This window comes from Agrobacterium bohemicum, from assembly GCF_002896715.1.
Taxonomy (GTDB): domain Bacteria; phylum Pseudomonadota; class Alphaproteobacteria; order Rhizobiales; family Rhizobiaceae; genus Agrobacterium; species Agrobacterium bohemicum.
The window spans coordinates 596,041-615,297 of the sequence record NZ_PGEL01000027.1 but is presented as its reverse complement, the minus strand read 5'-3'; the positions used below and the strand labels follow the sequence as shown (position 1 = coordinate 615,297).

Here is a 19,257-nt window from a genome sequence, read left to right as displayed (position 1 = left end):
CTCAGTCCTCCGCGCTCGCTGTCGGGTCTGTGGCGGGAAAGCTGAGGCCACTCCATGCGGGCAGGGTGACGATAACGGTGACGCCGCCTGCGGTGATGTCGGCACCCGACGCCATCGCATCGGTAGCGCGATCCGTGCGGATGATGGCGAGCCCCGTTGTTCCGAGAACGGTTCCGAGGGTGCCGATGGGTTTGCCACCTGCGATGATTTCGGTGCCGGTTGCTGGCAGGTCTGCGCTGGCGGTGACGGTCACCACACGCCGTCTTGCCGTGCCCCGGTGCTTCATCCGTGAGACGACTTCCTGCCCCACGAAACAACCCTTCCGGAAGGAAACGCCGTCATTCACGTCCATCAGCACATCGTGCGGAAAGGCATCGTTCAGCGCGTAATCGGCGCCTGCCACGACCACACCGTTGGCAATGCGCAACGCATCATATGTGGATGCTTCACCGGATGCGCCGGAACCCGGAACCCGGTAAAGGTCGATACCCGCTTTTGCAAAGCGGCTGTCCTTGACGGATCCCTCCGGGCCGCTTTCATCCCAGAATACGCTCACACCCTCAACGTCACCTACCGCCAAATCCACAGGTGCGCGCAGCTTGTACATGGTCAGGCGGCGAAGCAGGGTATCCTGCTGATCTGCGCCGGTTTCCAGAACATAGTCAACGCCATCGCGCCAGATCAGGAATTCGAACATGATCTTGCCCTGCGGTGTCAGCAGCGCACCGGCGCGAGCTTCACCGTCAGGGAGCGATTCGAGATCGGGGGTAATCAGGTTCTGCAGAAAATCCGTGGCTCCGGTGCCGGAAATACGGATGAATCTGCGATCTGGTAAATAGGCGGAGGGCATGGGCGTTACCGTTCGGGTTTGTTGTCACCCGAACAGTTAGGGTTTTTGACGCGCTACGGCAAGCGTAAGCGGCTAGTCGCCCGCGGTAAAGAACTTCCACTGGCCGTCAGGCGATATGCCGATGCGGTAAANGCTGTAATTGCCGTATTCCTGCATGTCGGCCAGATCGCCAGCGGTGATGATGCGCAGCAGTTCCACCTTTTCCGGGGTCGTCAGGGTGGTGAGCGACTTTCCGGCGAAATAGGGGAAGACATACATCTCGTCAGGCGTGCCGACGTCGACATGCGCGTAACCAACGGACAGGAGGTCGATGATGATGGCCAGAACTTCCAGCCCATCTGGATCGCCGGAAANGCTTTTGAGCGCGGCAATCGGGTCATTGCCACTGTCGCCATCCACACGCGCCTGATTGGGGCCGGGATTGACGAGCGGGCGCAGTTTTTCAATGTCTCCAGTGGAGGCAGCGTCGATGATCAATTGGCGCAGACGGCGAACCGGCTCTGGTGCCTTGCTGATGTTATGCTCGATCTGTGTTGAAATCGCCGGCGCGTCGGGCTTGTCAGGCGCTGCCTGCTGCCCGGATGAGCGGTTTACCAGCGGGTCCGGCATGGGAATGCCATCCGAATCGCCTTCTACTGCTTCAGGCTCGACCGGCTGCTGCTTTTCTGTCGGCTTTTCGTTCTCGCTTGCGGCGTCCGGCGCTGGTCGAAGCTCGGACAGAGCATAGGCGCTATGGGGAACGCTGACGAATGCCAGCGAAAACATCAAGCAAAGCGCGGCAGAAGACCGCAAAAGCCTCTTGCTGGAGCAAGACATGAATGAACCCCGACTTACTGAATGATACGAAGAGGAGAGAATTCGCCCTCGAGCATGCGCTGGCGCAGCGATTCGAGCATCGCTTCAGCGCCTGCCTCGCCATGCATACGGATGGTTTCGCGCATGGCCAGAGCAATAGCGGCGTCGGCGATGATCTCCGGCTCGATGCCATCGGCCATACCATCGGCCCATGCTTCGTTCTGATGTTCCAGCGCGACCTGCATTTTTNCATGCACGATCATATCGTGGATTTCGTTACGGCTTGTTTGCATCTTTCATCCTCGACAGGCAGGCAACTCGTTACCACCCTGTTAACAACTCTAACAGTCTTTTATCAAANCGGCACGGCCTGCAGCCAAAAGAGGTTAATAAACCTCTAATTTCCAAACCTAGACGCTATTTCTTGTGCCAGTGTTGCGCCTTCGTTACGGTATTTCTCTTCTGCTGCGATTGCAGCGGGCGTGCAGGCCGTGTGCACCGCCGCAAACGTACGGTAACCGCGATTGAAAGCGGCGGTCATGCGTTGTTTGCGGTGTGGTTCGCTGGCCGTATCTGCGGCAAGCAGATCGTTCATCGATTTGCGCCATTCTTCCGAACCGGACGCCGGACAGATCGTTCGCAGATATTGGACAGCCCCCAGAATTTCCGACAGCCGAGCCATCTGGCTATCGTAGGGCGCGGGCTTGTCGACCGGCGCTGGCGGCGGCACTGACTTTACGGACGGCTGCGCGCCAACCTGCGACGCCAACGGCAAGCACATGCCGAGGCCACAAAGAAGAGAGAGCAAAATCCGTCGTTTCATCAGTTTACGCATTACCCGACATGTCGTTTCAACAACTTGGCACCAACTAGCCGCGATTCTGCTCAGCATTGCAACTGGCCCAGCAAACGTTCAGCGCATTCCACAACGCTGTCGGGCGCAGGCAGCGCGCGGATTTCTATGAGCGTATACCAGCCAGCGTCGATAGCATCGTCCGCCGCCGCCACAGCCGTGTCTTCGTCCGCTTCCACGGTAAAGACAGACAGGAAAAAGTGGCTCGTCAGCACACCTGCTGCGTCGAATGTCGGCAAATCATATGTTGCGAAAAGCTGTGGATGACGCGCAACAATGCCGGTTTCCTCCTGAAGTTCACGAAGGGCCGTCTCTTCCGGCGTTTCTCCGGGCTCACCCCTGCCTCCGGGAAATGCAAACATATTCTGCGATGGCGGGTTGATACGCCGCACGAGGAGCAAACGGTCGCCCCGGCGGACGATTGCGGAAGAGGCTGGTTGGGGCAGCGGCATGCGGTGTCCTCATAAGGTTAGACATCCCATTATGCGCTCAACCTTGCAGGAAACGTGGCGGCATCTTCCCGTTGTAGGGAAAATACCGAGAATAGGGGCGGGCTTCAGGCACGGCATTCAATATTGGATTGCTTCGGATATGATGCGCCGAAGGAATCGCAAACTCCATATCTACGTTCGCGGGTAAATTGAAATGAAACTCTATCTCATCTATGTCGCAGCGGCTTTAGCGGAAATTGCCGGATGTTTTGCATTCTGGGCGTGGCTGCGCATGGGTAAATCCGTCGGCTGGCTGGTGCCGGGAATGGTTGCTCTTGCGGCTTTCGCGTGGTTGTTGACCCTTGTTCCGACGGAGGCAGCGGGCAGGGCCTATGCGGCTTATGGCGGCATCTATATTGTCGCGTCGTTGATATGGATGTGGCGGGTGGCGTCATCTGCATTGCCGGGGCTTCGCTCATTCTGTTCGGACCGAGGGGTTAGGCCATGTGCGGTCGGTTTGTATTGAATGTGACCCCGGAAGAGGTGGCGGACTATCTGGACCTGATCGGGTTGGAGAATTTTCCGGCACGGTTCAACATAGCGCCGACGCAACCGATTCTCATTGTCGTGGAAGGCGCGCAGCCCGAACCGGGAAGCAACCTGCCGAACCGGCAGGCTATGCTGGTGCGCTGGGGCTTCATGCCCGGCTGGGTAAAAGACCCCAAGGAATTTCCGCTATTGATCAACGCCCGCTCTGAAACGGCCATCGGCAAGGCTTCTTTCCGCGCCGCGATGCGCCACCGACGCGTTCTCATCCCCGCTACGGGATTTTACGAATGGCGCAGACCGGCGAAGGAAGAGGGCGGAAAACCGCAGGCTTTTTACATCAAGCCCAGGAAGGGCGGCATCATCGCATTTGCAGGCTTGATGGAAACATGGTCTTCCGCCGATGGCTCCGAGGTGGATACCGGCGCGATACTGACCACCGCCGCCAACCGCTCCATCGCGCGCATTCACGACCGTATGCCGGTGGTGATTTCGCCAGAGGATTTCAGCCGTTGGCTGGATTGCAAGACGCAGGAGCCTCGCGACGTTCTCGATCTGATGAAAGCCGCAGACGAGGACTTTTTCGAGATGATTCCGGTGTCCGGCAAGGTCAACAAGGTCGCAAATACCGGCCCCGACCTGCTGGAACCGGTTGCGGAAGTGCTGGCTCCCGCGCCGAGAGACGATGTACAACTGTCTTTGTTTTAATTGCGGTTGATCATCTCGTTTCGAGATTCGAATAGACGCTGTTTCGCCCATTGGCCTTGGCAATATAGAGCAACTGGTCGGCGGCCGTCAGGTGTTGGTCGATTGAACCGTCTTTCTCGACTTCCACCACGCCAATGGAAATCGTCAGTGCCAGATCGGCACTGCTTAAGGCCTGGCCATTGCGCTCTATTTCCAGACGCAACAGATGGGGCAGAAACAATTATCCAAAAANGAATCGCGAAAATATAATCGTGGAAAGGCTTCCAATAGTTTTTACTCGGCGTGAACAGCAGGCCTTTACGTGAGTTTCAACGGCGTTATCCATTCGTTGACGAAAGAAACACGCAAAAAAGGCACCTGAAAAGGTGCCGTTTCTATTGGAGATGAGCGAGTAACGAAATGCTCGAACGCGGTGTTTACGAAAGCTGTACCGCTGGCAATCAGGCAGCTTTTGGTGCCTTGGGCTTGCGTGTCAGCATCATTGCAGCTGCTGCGACAGCCTTCAGGCCGAGCGGTCTGTAATGGCTGTTGAGGTCTGGCTTCACCGCCGATTCCGTCTTCTGTGTCTCGCTCATGTTTGTCTCCGATGTTCCCCTTGAACGCGTCGATCTGACGCCGTTCCTGGAAACCTCTCTCGAAGGAAATCATGACGAATTCGAGGCAATTTTAATCAATTGAAAACTACAGACTGCGACATTNCGTGTTCACTCACAGACATCATACCGCCGCAATGAAGCTGGCGGTTGTTCGAGTGAACTAANNGCCTCGGTCCATGCCGCCGCCGTGGTCATCATGGACATCCTCGATGGTCAGCGTGCCATAGCGCTTGTGCCAGATACGGGCGCTGAACGGCAGAAAGACCAGATAGGCGAGAACCGTTAGAACCAGCACTTCCCATGTGAAGCTCATCAACAGCGCGACATAAAGCACGACGATGAGGATTGCGGGCAGCACGAGGTCACGGCGGATGCGGCTTTCGGACTTGCCAGACCAGACGGGCAGGCGGCTGATGAGGAAGTAGGCGATCAAGACAGTGTAAGCCGCCGAAATATAAGCGAAAGTCTTGCCGGGTTCTATTCCGATGAAGCCGAGATAGACCGGTAAGAGAACCAGCATGGCACCCATTGGGGCGGGAACGCCGACAAAGAACTCGTTCTGCCAGGGCGCTTTGACTTCGCGCTCGGTCATGACGTTGAAGCGTGCCAGGCGAAGACCAGCCGCGATGACGTAGATGAGGGCGGCGATCCAGCCCAGCGAACGGGCTTGGTCCAACAGATACGCGTAAACTACGAGGGCAGGGGCAACGCCGAAATTCACGATATCGGCCAGCGAATCCATTTGTGCGCCGAACTTGGACGTCGCTTTCATCATCCGCGCCAGACGTCCATCGACACCATCAAGGAACGCAGCCAGCAAAACCATGGCGACTGCCAGCTCGAACCGGCNTTCGAAGGCGAGGCGAACGCCGCTCAGACCTGCACAAATTGCAAGGACAGTGACGAGATTGGGAATGACGAGCCGCAACGGGATTTCCCGCAAGCGCGGCCCACGTCCGCTGTCATTGGTGATCTCAGGTTTGCCGTTGGCGCTTGCTTCGGACGTCGGCGTTTCCATGGTGCTGCTTCCCTGTCGTTTGATCAACCGCGACGGCTGACGAGCGGACCCTTGGCCGAGCCGAACTCCGCCAGAACCGTTTCACCGGCAATGGCCGTCTGGCCGATGGAAACGCGCGGCTGGAAACCTTCCGGCAGGAAGATGTCGAGGCGTGAGCCGAAACGGATGAGACCGAAACGTTCGCCGGCATCGACGGGCTCGTTCGGCTTTACCCAGCAGACGATGCGGCGGGCAACCATGCCTGCGATCTGCACGACGCCAACCTTGCCATGTGCTGTTTCGATAACGAGGCCATTGCGCTCATTGTCTTCGGAGGCCTTGTCGACTTCGGCGTTGAGAAACAGGCCGGGGCGGTAGGCAACGTTGATGATGCGGCCACGCACGGGTGCGCGGTTCACATGGCAGTTGAACACGTTCATGAACACGGAAATACGAACCATAGGCTCTTTGCCAAGTTCCAGTTCCAGCGGCGGTACGACGGTCATCACGGCAGAAACCTTACCATCGGCAGGGCTGATGATGAGATCGTCATCCTGTGGCGTCACACGCTCGGGGTCGCGGAAGAAGTAGGCGCACCATGCGGTCAGAACCAGACCCACCCAGAAAAGCGGTTCGGCTATCCAGCCAAGCACCAGGGATGCCACGAAAAAGGCGGCAACAAAAACATAACCTTCCTTATGGATTGGCACGATGGTGTTGCGAATTGTGTCGAACAGATTCATTGATCATTCTTCTCCGAAATTATGGTCGGTTGCTCATTGTCGCAAANCCGCTGCACAGTTTTGCGCGACATGCTGCATATAGTCACTCAACGACAATATACATGTCCTGACGCGACAAAACACGCATTGGTGACTACAGGCAAATAGCGCCCGGAGCAATGTGTCGCAGTGCGCAAGCGCTGTTATACCGGTCAATGCGCGGGTTCACCGCGGTCCACGACGCCCAGATCGTCCATCTCGCGCACTTCGCGCAACCGTTCCTCTGCCTGAATGGCCTCGCGCTGGCGGCTCCACATGGAGGCATAAAGCCCGCTGGATGCAATGAGCGATGCGTGGGTGCCGCGTTCGGCAATCATGCCGTCCTTCAGGACGATAATTTCATCCGCACCGATGACCGTGGAAAGCCGGTGGGCAATGACGAGCGTGGTACGGTTTTTNGACACCACGTCCAGTGCGCTTTGAATTTCCTGTTCGGTATGGGTATCGAGCGCCGACGTCGCTTCATCGAGAATGAGAATGGGCGGTGCCTTCAAAATGGTGCGGGCAATGGCAACACGCTGCTTCTCGCCGCCGGAAAGTTTCAAGCCGCGTTCGCCGACCATGGTCTGGAAGCCGTTTGGCAGCTTGGCGATGAAGCCGCTGATCTGCGCGGCATCGGCTGCCGCCATCACGTCCGCCTCGGTTGCATCCGGCCGCCCGTAGTGAATGTTATAGGCGAGCGTATCGTTAAACAGTACCGTGTCCTGCGGCACCATGCCGATGACGGAGCGCAGGCTTTTTTGCGTCACATCGCGAACGTCCTGCCCGTCGATAGTGATCGAGCCACTCTGGATATCGTAAAAGCGATAGAGGAGGCGCGACAGCGTAGACTTGCCCGCACCGGATGGCCCGACAATGGCCACCGTCTTGCCCGCGGGAACATCGAACGAAATGCCCTTGAGAATAGGCCGTTCGGGGTCATAGGCAAATCGTACATCGCGAAANCAGAGCGCACCGGTGCCGATGTGCAGCTCCTTGGCATCCGGCGCATCCACGACTTCCGCCTCCACTTCCAGCAAGTCGAACATCTCTTCGATATCGGTCAGGCCCTGACGGATTTCCCGGTAGACGAAGCCGATGAAATTGAGCGGTACGGAAAGCTGCAACAGAAGTGCGTTGATGAAANCGAAGTCGCCGATGGTCTGCTCACCACGCTGTACGGCCATCGCCGACATGACCATCATCACCGTCGAACCGATGCCGAAAATCACGCCCTGGCCGAAGTTGAGCCAGCCGAGCGATGTCCAGATCGCGGTCGCAGATTTCTCATATTTTGCCATGGAGGCATCGAAACGATTGGCTTCCATCTGCTCGTTGCCGAAATATTTGACGGTTTCGAAATTCAGCAACGAATCGATCGCCTTGGTGTTGGCATCTGTGTCGCTGTCATTCATGGAGCGGCGAATGCCGATGCGCCAGTTGCTGGCCCTTATCGTGAACCAGATATAGGCCCACACGGTTGCGACAGTCACCGCGACATACCAGAAACCATAGGTCAGCCAGAAGATGACGGCCGTCAGCAGGAACTCGATGATCGTTGGTGTGGTGTTAAGAATAGTGAAGCGGACGATGGTTTCGATCCCCTTCGTGCCGCGTTCGATAACGCGGGACAGACCGCCGGTCTTGCGCTCCAGATGGAAGCGCAGCGACAGCCGGTGCATGTGCACGAAGGTCTTGTAAGCCAGTTGGCGAACAGCGTGTTGGCCGACGCTGGCAAACAGCGCATCGCGCAACTGGTTCAGACCGATCTGAATGAGGCGCGTCAGATTATAGGCGAGAACCAAAGCCACGGCACCCAGCAGGAAAACGGGAACGAAGCCCGCCATATCCAGCTTGCCGTTCAGCGCGTCCGTTGCCCATTTGAAGAAATAGGGGACGGAAATCAGCACGAATTTGGCAACGATCAGAAAGACGGTTGCCCAGACCACACGCATCTTGAGGTCGGGTCTGCCCTGCGGCCACATGTAGGGCCACAGATTGATGATGGTCTGCAGCGGGTTGCCCGCATCCGCTGAAATCGTCTTTTTCTGGTCGGTCATAACATGCTCCGGCGTCTGCCGAGCGGCAGACAGCAAGACGGCGGCCCACTGATCCGAGCCGCCGTTCTGACATTAAATAATATGGCACATAACACTCGCAGTGTTGCGAGAGCATGACTTAGTTTCGCATCAACCGTTTGCGATGAAGTTCTTCCGCATTCGGCAAGGCATTTTCAGGAACGCCGAAAATCTGGCCCGGCTCGATGAGATCAGGATTTTTGATCTGGTCCTGATTGGCGAGATAAATGGTGGTGTAACGCACGCCCTGGCCGTAAACGCGGCGAGAAATCTGCCACAGCGTATCGCCGCGACGAATGATGACAGCGCTATCGCTGTGGGCCAGAGGTGCCTGCTCGAACGTTTTGGGACCCGGCGCCGCCTGTGTCTGCGCCTGCGCCGAAGGGGCATCGGCAGAGGCTGGTGCGGGGGCATTCAGTTCTGCGAAGCGATCTGCCAGTCCGGCAATCTGCTTGCCAACTGCCGCGACGTTTGCTGGCAATCCATCGATGATCGTGAACAGCGCGCGCGCCTTGGCGGCGATGTCACCGGTGAAAGTCGTAAACGCCGTGTCCGCAGTAGCGGCGGTACGGAATTCAGACAGGGATCGCAGCGCGATCGCCGTTGCCGATTTCGCTGCGGCCACCTCTTCCAGAGCAGGCGTTTTGCCGTCCTTGTAGAGCCCGGAAAGAATGGAGAACGCTTTCGTCACGTCGATGCGCAGTGCTTCGAATGCGGAGCGATCGCTGACAGCGCCCGGCGTTTGGGCAGCAGCGGCATTGGTATCGGCAGATGGCTCGGCCGGTGCCTTTNGCATGGCAACGGTGGCCTGATCCGTCTCGGGACGGGCGAACGGCACACGTACCCGAACGGTCACGTTGCCAGCCGCATCCAAGGCTTCCGCCGTGACGATATGATTGCCGACTGCGAGATCGACATCGCCTTCTATCACGAAACTGCCGGACGCTTCCGCCTTGCCATTGCCGATCTGCTTGTCATCCACCAGCACGCGCACGGCAGCACCGGCGGGAGCTGAGCCCGCGACGAAGATCTTCGAACCTTCGAATTCCACGGCCAGAACACGGATAGCAGCGGTTTCGGATGGCGGCGTGGCAGCAGGCGCCTGGCTTGCGGGAGCCGTCGTTGCATTATTTNGCGGTTGCGCAGCATTTGCCGTTTGCGGCTGTGCTGGCGTTGGTGTGGTTTCCGCAGGCGGCGTTGCACCCGGTGCGGCGTCAGGCACGCTCATCAGGCGGCTTGCCTTGCCCGGTGTCGTCACCATGGCAAGAAGCTCGCCGTTTTTCTGTGCTGGCACGGCGACAGTTGCCGTTTCCTGAGATTGTACTGTTGCGCCATCCTTGCCGGTTGAGCGCAGAATGATTTCGTGATCGCCGGGCTTCAGCGGGTTGTCGAGAACGGCAACGAAATCGCCGCTTCCCTCAACCGTCGTCTGCGCGATGACCTGACCGTTGTTGACGATTTCAAGCCTCGAACCGGGAACAGCCTTGCCCGCGATAACGGCGGAGCCATCCGGCTCAACGCGAAGCACATCGAAGGTTGGCACCTTCGCCGCATCGGCAGGTGCCGATGCCGGGGCAGGCGTGGTTGCTGGACCCGTAGGCGCTGCCGCCGGTTTTTCCGGTATTGGCGCACCATCGTCGGTGCCGGCAAAGACGCCAGCAAGACGACGAACCTCGGCTGCGGCCGCGGTTGCATCCGTTGGCAAGCCACGCAGGAAGGCCATTGTTCTCTCAGCGGCGGTGCGCGCCGTGGTGATCAGCCGCGAGGTGGTCTCATCGAGAGATTCAGGAATATCGACATTATCAAGTTCCTTCAGCGAGTCCTCGACGCGCTTGCGGGCGGCGGCGAACTCTTCGTTGGACGGAACCTTGTTGTCTGCAAAACGGCCGGTCATGTCCTTGATGGACTGCGTTGCCGATTCAGCCAGTCGGCCGACCTTTTCGGCGATGTTGGCGGTATCCTTCGCAGCATCCGACAGGAGGTCGCCGGCTTTTTCGCCACCCATCTCCACGCTGTTCTTGACGTCGTTGCCAGCCTGATTGATCACATCACCAATCGGCTTGTCGTCGCTCGATATGCGTGGAAGAACGAAGAAGACCATGAGCAGCGTCGCGACACCGAGCACGATAAGTGCCAGCAGTCCGGCCCTTTTGTTGTTCATTATCTATCTCCGGGTAACGTTCTTGTCTTTACGTTGCGATAGCTAGCGTCTAAGTCNTGCGCGCACAAGCGGCACCCCTGCAAAAGCGGTGTTTCAGGGCTGTCAGTCCCCAAATTTTCTTGACGGATCGGCCAGCCCATAGTTCCTTCGTGCCATGACTGAAGAAAATACACCGATTCGATCCATCTGCGTTTATTGCGGCTCCCAACCCGGACGTGATCCGGCCTATATGGAAGCGGGACGCCTTCTCGGAAAATCCATCGCCGAAAACGGCATTCGCCTCGTTTATGGCGGCGGCACAAAGGGCATCATGGGTGCCGTTGCAAGCGGCGTGCTGTCCAACGGCGGCGAAGTCACCGGCATCATACCGGATTTCCTCGTGGATATGGAAGCAACACGCCATTCTCTCGGACAATTGAACGAGTTGATCATCACCAAGGACATGCATGAGCGCAAGCACATGATGTTCGAGCGCTCAGATGCCTTCGTCACCTTGCCTGGCGGCATCGGCACGCTCGAAGAGATCGTAGAGATCATGACATGGGCACAGCTTGGCCGTCATGCCAAGCCGATGGTCTTCGCCAATATCAACGGCTTCTGGGACCCGATGCTGGAACTGATCCGCCATATGCGTGATCAGGGCTTCATCCACCGCGCGCATCTTCTGAACCCGCTCGTCATCGATGATATCGCCAATATCGTTCCCGCCATCATCGAACGCGCCGAAGCGCAGCAAAACCCGGAAGGCGATCCATCGGTCATCTCGCAGTTGTGAGACTTCAGAGCGTCAAAGCCTATTTCGACGCTCTGCTTCGTATCAGGCCCGGCACGGTATAGATCACCAGTGCCAACCAGATCATGATGAAAGCGATGAGGCGCACCGTATCGAACGGTTCGTGGAAGACGAAGATGGCGATGATGAAGATCATCGATGGGGCGATGTACTGCATGATGCCGATTGTGGAGAGCTTCAGCAGCTTTGCGCCATTGCCGTAAAAGATCAGCGGCGTGGCTGTTACGATGCCGCTGGCAATCAACAGCCATGTATCCGTCGGCGTTCCCGCCATGAAATGCGCCTGACCGGTGCTCATGAGATAGATGATGAAGGCCAGCGCAGGCGGGGTGAGCAGCAGCACTTCCAGCAGGAAGCCTTGCGTTGGCCCAATCGGCAGTGTCTTGCGGAAGAAGGCGTAAAAGCCCCAGGATACCGTCAGCGCAACGGAAACCCATGGCAGGCTGCCCGCATGCCAGGTCAGCAAGCCAACCGCCGACGCCGACAGCATGATCGCGCAAATCTGCACGCGGCTCAGTTTTTCCTTCAAAAGCACGGCACCCAGAAAGATGCTGAACAGCGGATTGATGAAGTAACCAAGGGCAGCATCCAGCGCGCGACCCGTGCCGATGGCCCAGATGTAAATGCCCCAATTGATGCTGATGATGGACGCTGTGAGGCTGGCCATGGCCAGCATGCGCGGTGTGGTCAGCGCCTTTTTGATTTCGGTGGTACGGCCAAGGATGATCAGCACGGCGGCTGCAATCGGCACCGACCAGACGACACGATGCGCGATGATCTCGAAGGGCGACACATGCGCCACCGCCTTCATGTAAAACGGCAGAAAGCCCCACAGGATGTAGGCGACGAGAGCATATACAAACCCGCGTGTGCTATCGCCAGATTGCGGGGCGGGAATTGTCTGGTTCATTGCCATGGGAGCCGCCAGTTGAACAGGAAAGCACCGGCCTATTCTTCTTTGACGTTATATACCAATTCATTCGTGTGAAGAATCTGGTGAAAAAAGCTTCATCTGCTGAAAAANTGGATACGCCGCCTGAATCGAAATATCAGGCGGCGTTGCTATTGCTTTGTAAAGATTCGCGTTATTTGCCTGCAAAGCGATCCGTTGCGCGAATGAGCTGATCGAGAATGCCGGGTTCGCTGAGCGCGTGGCCTGCGGCCTCCACGATGTGCAGATCGGCCTTCGGCCACGCCTTGGAAAGCTGCCAGGCATATTTCAGCGGGCAGGGCATGTCATAGCGTCCATGCACGATGACGCCGGGAATATCCTTGAGCTTATAGGCATCGCGCAGAAGCTGGCCGTCTTCGAACCATCCGGCATTGACGAAGTAATGGGTTTCGATGCGTGCAAAGGCGATTGCATATTGGTCCTCGCCGAACTCATCCACACGGCCTTGGTCCGTCACCAGTGAGATCGTCGCGCCTTCCCACTGGCTCCACGCCTTGGCGCATTCCAGCTTCTTCTTTTCATCCGTGCCGGTCAGATAGCGGTTATAGGCCGCCATTGTTTCGTGGCGCTCGGCCTCGGGAATGGGCGCGATAAAGGTTTCCCAGCGGTCCGGGTACATTTCGGAGACGCCGAACTGGTAATACCAGTCCAGTTCAGGCTTGGTCAGGGTGTAGATGCCGCGCAGTACCAGCTCGCTCACACGCTGCGGGTGCGTTTCCGCGTAGGCAAGCGCCAGCGTCGAGCCCCATGAACCGCCAAACACCTGCCATGTCGCAAAGCCGAATTTTTCCCGCAGCTTCTCCATATCCGCCACCAGATGCCATGTGGTATTGGCCTCCAGAGACGCATGCGGCGTGGAGCGTCCGCAGCCGCGCTGGTCGAACAGGATGACGTCGTAAAGGGCCGGGTCGAACACGCGCCGGTGCGTAGGGGTGACTCCGCCGCCGGGGCCGCCATGCAGAAAAACCGCAGGCTTGCCGCCTTTTGTGCCGACACGCTCCCAGTAGATCACATGGCCATCACCCACATCCAGCATGCCGGTTTCGAAGGGTTCGATCTCTGGATAAAAGCTGCGCAAGGTGTCACTCATCTATTGTCCTCAATTCACACTGTCTTCAGGTGGCCAAACCTCGGTATCATGGTCCGGGTGCTGGTAAGAGACCATGGTGTTCTCATCCAGGCTTTGCTCCGCATGTGGCTTGTCGAATAGCGTCTTGATCCACGGCATCTGCATATGCACGTTGACCTGAACCTGCGGCTCGATCTCCTGCGGATGATCGAATGCGCCGATAGCAATCTCGACGCCGCCGGGATGATGATAGGTCAGTGGCGTGCCGCATTTGTTGCAAAAGCCGCGATGGATTTTGGCAGAGGAGCGGAAAAGACTTGGCTGCCCGCGCGTCCATGTCAGATGCGCCTGATCCGCCGTGACCAGCGCACCGAAGAAATTGCCGAACTGTTTCTGGCACATGCGGCAATGGCAGATGGAGGGGCGGCCAATCTTGCCCGCATGAAACCGCACCGCGCCACACTGGCAACCACCGGAATAACCCGCTTCACTCATTGATTTTTCTCCTGTGGCCACGCCTGCGTGTCGTGGTCGGGATGCTGATAGGATGTAAGGTCGGCTAGATAGTCCACCGATGTCAAATCGTCTTCCGTCGGCACGGCGGGNAGGGTATGGAGAGTATCCACGAAGCCGATCTTCCGTTCGATACCCCATTGCATTGATGGCGCAAAAGCCGAGGGGTCGTCAAACGCCCCCGCTGCAACCGCCATACCGTCAGGCGCCTCATAGGTCAGCGGCGTGCCGCAATCGGCGCAAAAACCACGGCTCACGACACTGGAAGACCGAAACCGCTTCGGCTCGCCCCGCGTCCATGTGAAGTCGGCACCACGCACGGAAACCAACGGCGCATAATAAGCCCCGAACGCCTTCTGGCACATGCGGCAATGGCAGATGGATGCGTCGTTCAGGTCGCCCTCGACACGAAAACGGATCGCACCACATTGGCAGCCACCGGTGTGGATGGAATGTGTCATGACTAGCTCCCTTTGATCCAGTTTTCGAGCTTTAGTCCCTCTACGCGAGAAAATTCCCTGATATTGTTGGTGACGAGAATGATACCCAGTGAGAGTGCATGCGCTGCTATGAAANTGTCTGTTGTGCCAATCAGTGTGCCGCGTTGCTCCAAAGACGTTCTTATATCGGCATAATGTCGGGCTGCAGGTGCATCGTAATCGACAACCGCTATTCGGTTGAGCAGCCCTTCGACCAGATGCGAAAGCCTTGCTGATCCCTTGCGCTTAATGCCGAAGAGAATTTCTGAGAGAACGATTGAGCTTATACAGATGTCATCTTGGTTGAGATGATAAAGCTTTTCTGCGGTGAGTCCGAATGGATTTCGGACAACGTCGGACACGATATTGGTGTCCAGCATGTAGCGCGCTGTCGTCATATATCAACAGACCTCGGTGGCGGTTCATCGAGATCAAATTCAGGGACATCTTCCTCAAGCGGGTCCTGCTGCCGCAACCACTCGATGATATTGCCCTTGCGACTATCAGTCGGCTCAATGATCAGGCGGTCACCATCCTTATGCATGACCGCTTCGTCACCAGGAAGTTCGAATTCCACGGGGATACGAACCGCCTGATTGCGTCCGTTTCGGAATAGCTTGACGTGTCGCTCCGCGCTCATCGTAACCTCAATTATTAGGCATATGCTTCAGCATAGGCCTAATATCAGGAGGACGCAAGAAAGCGATCATAACAGATTGAGGCTACCGCTTGATCTCCCAGGTCGTCACCCGCTCACCACTCTCCTTGTCCTTGCCATCCTTCAACTGAATGCCCTTGGCAGAAAGCTCGTCCCTGATGCGATCTGCCTCCGCGAAATTCTTCGCCTTCAGCATTTCAAGACGCATGGCGACAAGTGAGTCTATGGCATCGGCAATAGCCTCATCCACCTCCGCCTTTTTCGGTAAAACACCCAGCAATTCTGCACTTGCAGCGAATGCAGGCAGTTTTTCCGGGTTGGAATTGGCGGCTTGGGCAAGTGCATGCAGAGCCTGCACGGCAGCTACGGTGTTGAGGTCGTCGGCCAGCGCGTCCAGAATGGTTTCGTCTGGTTCGACATCACCAACGTCAGCCGCAGGCCACTTGGCCAGCAGGCGTTCGGCCTCCTCCAACCGCTTCACCGAAAAATCGATCGGCTCGCGGTAATGCGTCATCAGCATCGCAAGGCGCAGCACTTCGCCCGGCCATTGGCGACCGCCGAATTTTTCCGTGTGCAGCAACTCGTAAATGGTGATGAAGTTGCCATCCGACTTCGACATCTTGCGGCCTTCGACCTGCACGAAGCCGTTATGCATCCAGACATTGGCCATGACCTGCGTGCCGTGGGCGCAGCGGGACTGGGCGATCTCGTTTNCATGGTGCGGGAAGATCAGGTCCAGCCCGCCGCCGTGAATGTCGAAGACCTCGCCGACGTAACGTCCGGCCATGGCCGAGCATTCGATATGCCAGCCCGGACGACCGCGACCCCACGGGCTTTCCCAGCCGGGTTCGTTGTGGCTGGACAGTTTCCAAAGCACGAAATCGCCGGGGCTTTTCTTATGGACCTCGACTGCGACACGCGCACCAGCCTGCTGCTCATCCAGCGGTCGCTTGGAAAGCTGGCCGTAATCACCCATGGATTTCGTATCGAACAGCACTTCACCGCTCGCGACATAGGCATGGCCGCGCGTGATCAGCTTTTCGATGATCTCGATCATCTGAGGAATGTTGTCGGTGGCGCGGGGCTCGACGGTTGGCTCAAGGCAGCCGAGCATGGCGACGTCGTCATGGAACTGCTGCGCCGTCTTTTCCGTCACCGCGTGGATGGCGTCGTTCAGCGGCAGGTTGGGGTAATCGCGCAGCGCACGAGCGTTGATCTTGTCATCGACGTCGGTGATGTTGCGCGCATAGGTGACATGCGCATCGCCATAGACGTGGCGTAGCAGACGATAGAGCACGTCGAAAACGATGACAGGACGGGCATTGCCGATATGGGCGAAATCATAGACTGTCGGGCCGCAGACATACATGCGGACATTGTCGGCGTCGATCGGCTGAAAATCAGCCTTTTCGCGGGTCAGCGTGTTGTGAAGTTTCAGGCGCAAGGACATGTGGCACTTCCTTAAGGGCAATCAGTTTCCCAGCCGGAACGTTTGTCTGCTTTTGACCTTTCGGGAGACGAAAACGATCTGGCCGGGTGTGAGACCAGCAAAATTTAACTCAGCAACAGCAGCAGATCGTTGTTTTCATGGCTTGCGTTATGAAACGGCAGGCGGATTTGGTCAAGAGCGATGGTGCAGAGGCAGCGCACCATTCGCTATCGTCATTCCGGTGCGCGGTAACTGACAAATTTACGGTCTCTGACAACATAAATCTTGCCTGTTTCCGTCAGCGCCGGTGAAGTCAGCGGCAGAAGGGCTGCGGCAACTTCGGATGGATGGGGCAGGGTATCAGGGTCTTCGCCGGGCATGGCCTGCGCACGCATTGCGGTGCGCGTAGCACCCGGGTTGATGCTGTTGACGCGAAGCGCCGTCTTTTCCGTTTCCGCCGCCCATGTGCGGGCCAGCGCTTCGACGGCGGCCTTGGAGGTGGAGTAAGCGCCCCAGAACGGGCGACAGGAATGCGGTGCACCGGATGACAGGATCAGCGCTCGCCCAGCATCTGATTTCAGCAAAAGTGGCTCAACCGAGCGGATCAACCGCCATGTGGCGGTGACGTTGATGGTCATCACCTTTTCGAACACCTTCGCTTCGATGTGGCCGACAGGCGAAATGACGCCGAGAACGCCGGCATTGGCGACGAGAATATCCAGCTTGCCCNAGCGCGCGTTGATGGAAGCACCGAGCGCATCGATGGCATTCATATCTGCCAGGTCGAAAGGCACCAATGTCGCGGTGCCACCCGCAGCCTTGATCGCATCATCGAGGTCTTCAAGACCACCAACCGTGCGGGCGCAGGCAATCACATGCGCGCCTGCTTTTGCCAGTTCCAGCGCCGTGAAATAGCCAATGCCGCGGGATGCGCCGGTAACGAGCGCGATGCGGCCCTTGAGGTCTGTCGTCATTGTCTCCCCCGAGAATGATGTCGTGCGGCCATGGGCCGAAAGCCCGCGCATGGCGCGCGGGCGAACGTGGATCAGCCGTTGCTGGCCAGCATGGAANTCTTGTTGCCCATGGACTCGCCGTTCTTATCGAGCAGGCGGGTCGGATATTCACCGGTGAAATAATGGTCGGTAAACTGCGGGCGAGCCGGGTTGCGATCCACACCGCCAACGGCCTGATAGAGACCGTTGATGGACAGGAACGCCAGAGAATCAACGCCGATGAATTTCGCCATATCAGCAACATCTGCATACTGGTTGGCCAGCAGCTTGTCGGCGTCAGGCGTATCTATGCCGTAGAAATCCGGGTGGAAAATCATCGGGCTGGCAACGCGGATGTGAACTTCCTTGGCACCGGCTTCGCGGATCATCTGCACGATCTTGACCGAGGTTGTGCCGCGCACGATGGAGTCATCCACCAGAACGACGCGCTTGCCTTCGATCATCGCCCGGTTGGCGGAATGCTTCAGCTTCACACCCAACGCACGAATGGATTGCGTCGGCTCGATGAAGGTACGACCGACATAGTGGTTGCGGATGATGCCATATTCGAACGGAATGCCGCTTTCCTGAGCAAAGCCAAGAGCCGCAGGTGTTCCGCCATCCGGCACCGGAACAACGACATCGGCTTCGAGCGGCGCTTCGCGGGCCAGAATGCTGCCCATGTTCTTGCGGGTCGTGTAGACGTTGCGTCCGCCCACGACGGAATCGGGACGGGCGAAATAGACATATTCGAACAGGCACAGACGCTCGGGCTGCGGCTTGACCGGCTTGCGGGCATCGATGGTGACAGAGCCATCCGGCTGTATCTCGCAGATGATAACTTCGCCGTTCTCCACATCGCGCACGAACTTAGCGCCGATGATATCAAGTGCACAGGTTTCCGAGCAGAAGATCGGCTTGCCATCGAGATCACCCATGACAAGTGGGCGGATGCCCGTGGGGTCACGGGCGGCAATCAACTTGGTACGCGTCATGGCCAGCATCGAATAGCCACCTTCCATCTGGCGGATGGCATCGATGAAGCGATCGGCCGTGGAGGAATGGCGGGAGCGGGCGATGAGATGCAGAACGACTTCCGTATCCGAGGTGGACTGACAGATGGCGCCGGTTGCGATGATCTGGCGGCGAAGCGTCAGACCATTGGTGAAGTTCCCGTTATGGGCAACCGCGATGCCGCCTTCTTCCAGCTCGGCAAACAGGGGCTGTACGTTGCGCATCGCCACTTCGCCAGTCGTTGAGTAGCGCGTGTGGCCTATACAGATCGAGCCAGGCAGACGGGCGAGGGTAGCCGGGTTGGTGTAGTGATCGCCGACGAGGCCCATGTGGCGTTCCTGGTAGAAACGCTTGCCATCGAACGACACCATGCCTGCGGCTTCCTGACCGCGATGCTGGAGAGCATGCAGACCAAGTGCCGTCAGTGCCGCCGCATCCGGGTGCCCCAGAATGCCGAATACGCCGCATTCTTCATGCAACGTATCGCCATCGAGAATGTCGTTGAGGGTGGAATGCGAAAGCGGCTCGTTCATCTGGCTTGCCTTTGCTTAAGTACCAAAAACAAAAACCGCGCTGGTGAGC

At 57.7% G+C, this 19,257-nt stretch carries 22 protein-coding genes and 1 pseudogene; 3 read left to right on the top strand and 20 right to left on the bottom strand.

Features of this window, described 5'->3' with window-relative positions; translation table 11 throughout:
• Nucleotide 1 precedes the first annotated feature (1 nt).
• From ygfZ to CUC55_RS18490, 5 genes are all read right to left on the bottom strand, one after another.
• Nucleotides 2–850: a CAF17-like 4Fe-4S cluster assembly/insertion protein YgfZ gene (ygfZ, locus tag CUC55_RS18510; RefSeq protein ID WP_067644029.1), complete on the bottom strand. Its 849-nt coding sequence runs from the start codon at nucleotides 848–850 to the stop codon at nucleotides 2–4.
• A 72-nt stretch (nucleotides 851–922) separates the two neighbouring features.
• Nucleotides 923–1,666 (bottom strand): hypothetical protein, encoded by a 744-nt coding sequence (locus tag CUC55_RS18505; RefSeq protein WP_103088741.1) that lies wholly within the window; start codon nucleotides 1,664–1,666, stop codon nucleotides 923–925.
• 14 nt (nucleotides 1,667–1,680) lie between these two features.
• Nucleotides 1,681–1,938 (bottom strand): hypothetical protein, encoded by a 258-nt coding sequence (locus tag CUC55_RS18500; RefSeq protein WP_103088740.1) that lies wholly within the window; start codon nucleotides 1,936–1,938, stop codon nucleotides 1,681–1,683.
• A 104-nt stretch (nucleotides 1,939–2,042) separates the two neighbouring features.
• Nucleotides 2,043–2,426, bottom strand: coding sequence for a TIGR02301 family protein (locus CUC55_RS18495; RefSeq protein WP_245303801.1), 384 nt, complete (start codon nucleotides 2,424–2,426; stop codon nucleotides 2,043–2,045).
• A 104-nt stretch (nucleotides 2,427–2,530) separates the two neighbouring features.
• Nucleotides 2,531–2,950: an NUDIX hydrolase gene (locus tag CUC55_RS18490; protein ID WP_067644017.1), complete on the bottom strand. Its 420-nt coding sequence runs from the start codon at nucleotides 2,948–2,950 to the stop codon at nucleotides 2,531–2,533.
• Nucleotides 2,951–3,143: 193 nt separating this feature from the next.
• Here CUC55_RS18490 and CUC55_RS18485 point away from each other — a divergent pair.
• Nucleotides 3,144–3,430 (top strand): annotated as a pseudogene (locus CUC55_RS18485) (YnfA family protein).
• A 3-nt stretch (nucleotides 3,431–3,433) separates the two neighbouring features.
• Nucleotides 3,434–4,183 carry an SOS response-associated peptidase gene (locus CUC55_RS18480; protein WP_067644014.1) on the top strand — a complete coding sequence of 250 codons (750 nt, stop codon included), beginning with the start codon at nucleotides 3,434–3,436 and terminating at the stop codon, nucleotides 4,181–4,183.
• A 10-nt stretch (nucleotides 4,184–4,193) separates the two neighbouring features.
• Here CUC55_RS18480 and CUC55_RS18475 read toward each other — a convergent pair whose 3' ends face one another.
• The 6 genes from CUC55_RS18475 to CUC55_RS18455 form a co-directional block, all read right to left on the bottom strand.
• A complete protein-coding gene (locus tag CUC55_RS18475; protein ID WP_067644011.1) occupies nucleotides 4,194–4,403 on the bottom strand; it encodes a diguanylate cyclase domain-containing protein in 210 nt (69 codons plus the stop codon).
• 220 nt (nucleotides 4,404–4,623) lie between these two features.
• Entirely contained in the window at nucleotides 4,624–4,758 is a 135-nt protein-coding gene (locus tag CUC55_RS23340) for a hypothetical protein (protein ID WP_280939997.1), read from the bottom strand.
• A 181-nt stretch (nucleotides 4,759–4,939) separates the two neighbouring features.
• Nucleotides 4,940–5,797: a CDP-diacylglycerol--serine O-phosphatidyltransferase gene (gene pssA, locus CUC55_RS18470; protein ID WP_103088738.1), complete on the bottom strand. Its 858-nt coding sequence runs from the start codon at nucleotides 5,795–5,797 to the stop codon at nucleotides 4,940–4,942.
• A gap of 23 nt (nucleotides 5,798–5,820) precedes the next feature.
• On the bottom strand, nucleotides 5,821–6,519 hold the full coding sequence (locus tag CUC55_RS18465; RefSeq protein ID WP_067644005.1) for a phosphatidylserine decarboxylase: 699 nt from the start codon (nucleotides 6,517–6,519) through the stop codon (nucleotides 5,821–5,823).
• Nucleotides 6,520–6,710: 191 nt separating this feature from the next.
• A complete protein-coding gene (locus tag CUC55_RS18460) occupies nucleotides 6,711–8,597 on the bottom strand; it encodes an ABCB family ABC transporter ATP-binding protein/permease (protein ID WP_103088737.1) in 1,887 nt (628 codons plus the stop codon).
• A 118-nt stretch (nucleotides 8,598–8,715) separates the two neighbouring features.
• The gene (locus CUC55_RS18455) at nucleotides 8,716–10,776 is read right to left on the bottom strand and encodes a LysM peptidoglycan-binding domain-containing protein (protein WP_103088736.1); all 2,061 of its coding nucleotides are present in this window, start codon (nucleotides 10,774–10,776) and stop codon (nucleotides 8,716–8,718) included.
• A gap of 154 nt (nucleotides 10,777–10,930) precedes the next feature.
• Here CUC55_RS18455 and CUC55_RS18450 point away from each other — a divergent pair, with 154 nt between their 5' ends.
• The gene (locus CUC55_RS18450) at nucleotides 10,931–11,551 is read left to right on the top strand and encodes an LOG family protein (RefSeq protein WP_067643996.1); all 621 of its coding nucleotides are present in this window, start codon (nucleotides 10,931–10,933) and stop codon (nucleotides 11,549–11,551) included.
• A gap of 19 nt (nucleotides 11,552–11,570) precedes the next feature.
• On the opposite strand, the gene rarD is transcribed toward CUC55_RS18450, so the two are convergent.
• From rarD to purF, 9 genes are all read right to left on the bottom strand, one after another.
• On the bottom strand, nucleotides 11,571–12,485 hold the full coding sequence (gene rarD, locus CUC55_RS18445; protein ID WP_067643993.1) for an EamA family transporter RarD: 915 nt from the start codon (nucleotides 12,483–12,485) through the stop codon (nucleotides 11,571–11,573).
• Nucleotides 12,486–12,654: 169 nt separating this feature from the next.
• The gene (gene pip, locus CUC55_RS18440; RefSeq protein ID WP_067643990.1) at nucleotides 12,655–13,611 is read right to left on the bottom strand and encodes a prolyl aminopeptidase; all 957 of its coding nucleotides are present in this window, start codon (nucleotides 13,609–13,611) and stop codon (nucleotides 12,655–12,657) included.
• Between the two features lie 9 nt (nucleotides 13,612–13,620).
• Nucleotides 13,621–14,085 carry a GFA family protein gene (locus tag CUC55_RS18435; protein WP_067643987.1) on the bottom strand — a complete coding sequence of 155 codons (465 nt, stop codon included), beginning with the start codon at nucleotides 14,083–14,085 and terminating at the stop codon, nucleotides 13,621–13,623.
• Complete coding sequence (locus tag CUC55_RS18430) at nucleotides 14,082–14,564, bottom strand: GFA family protein (RefSeq protein WP_067643984.1); 483 nt, start codon at nucleotides 14,562–14,564, stop codon at nucleotides 14,082–14,084. The genes CUC55_RS18435 and CUC55_RS18430 overlap by 4 nt, the downstream gene beginning before the upstream one ends.
• A gap of 2 nt (nucleotides 14,565–14,566) precedes the next feature.
• Nucleotides 14,567–14,962 carry a type II toxin-antitoxin system VapC family toxin gene (locus CUC55_RS18425; RefSeq protein ID WP_425352876.1) on the bottom strand — a complete coding sequence of 132 codons (396 nt, stop codon included), beginning with the start codon at nucleotides 14,960–14,962 and terminating at the stop codon, nucleotides 14,567–14,569.
• Nucleotides 14,963–14,976: 14 nt separating this feature from the next.
• Nucleotides 14,977–15,222: an antitoxin gene (locus CUC55_RS18420; RefSeq protein WP_067643978.1), complete on the bottom strand. Its 246-nt coding sequence runs from the start codon at nucleotides 15,220–15,222 to the stop codon at nucleotides 14,977–14,979.
• Between the two features lie 82 nt (nucleotides 15,223–15,304).
• Nucleotides 15,305–16,690 (bottom strand): cysteine--tRNA ligase, encoded by a 1,386-nt coding sequence (cysS, locus tag CUC55_RS18415; protein ID WP_103088734.1) that lies wholly within the window; start codon nucleotides 16,688–16,690, stop codon nucleotides 15,305–15,307.
• 212 nt (nucleotides 16,691–16,902) lie between these two features.
• Nucleotides 16,903–17,643, bottom strand: coding sequence for an SDR family NAD(P)-dependent oxidoreductase (locus tag CUC55_RS18410; protein WP_103088733.1), 741 nt, complete (start codon nucleotides 17,641–17,643; stop codon nucleotides 16,903–16,905).
• 71 nt (nucleotides 17,644–17,714) lie between these two features.
• Nucleotides 17,715–19,208, bottom strand: coding sequence for an amidophosphoribosyltransferase (purF, locus tag CUC55_RS18405; protein WP_103088732.1), 1,494 nt, complete (start codon nucleotides 19,206–19,208; stop codon nucleotides 17,715–17,717).
• Nucleotides 19,209–19,257: the final 49 nt, after the last annotated feature.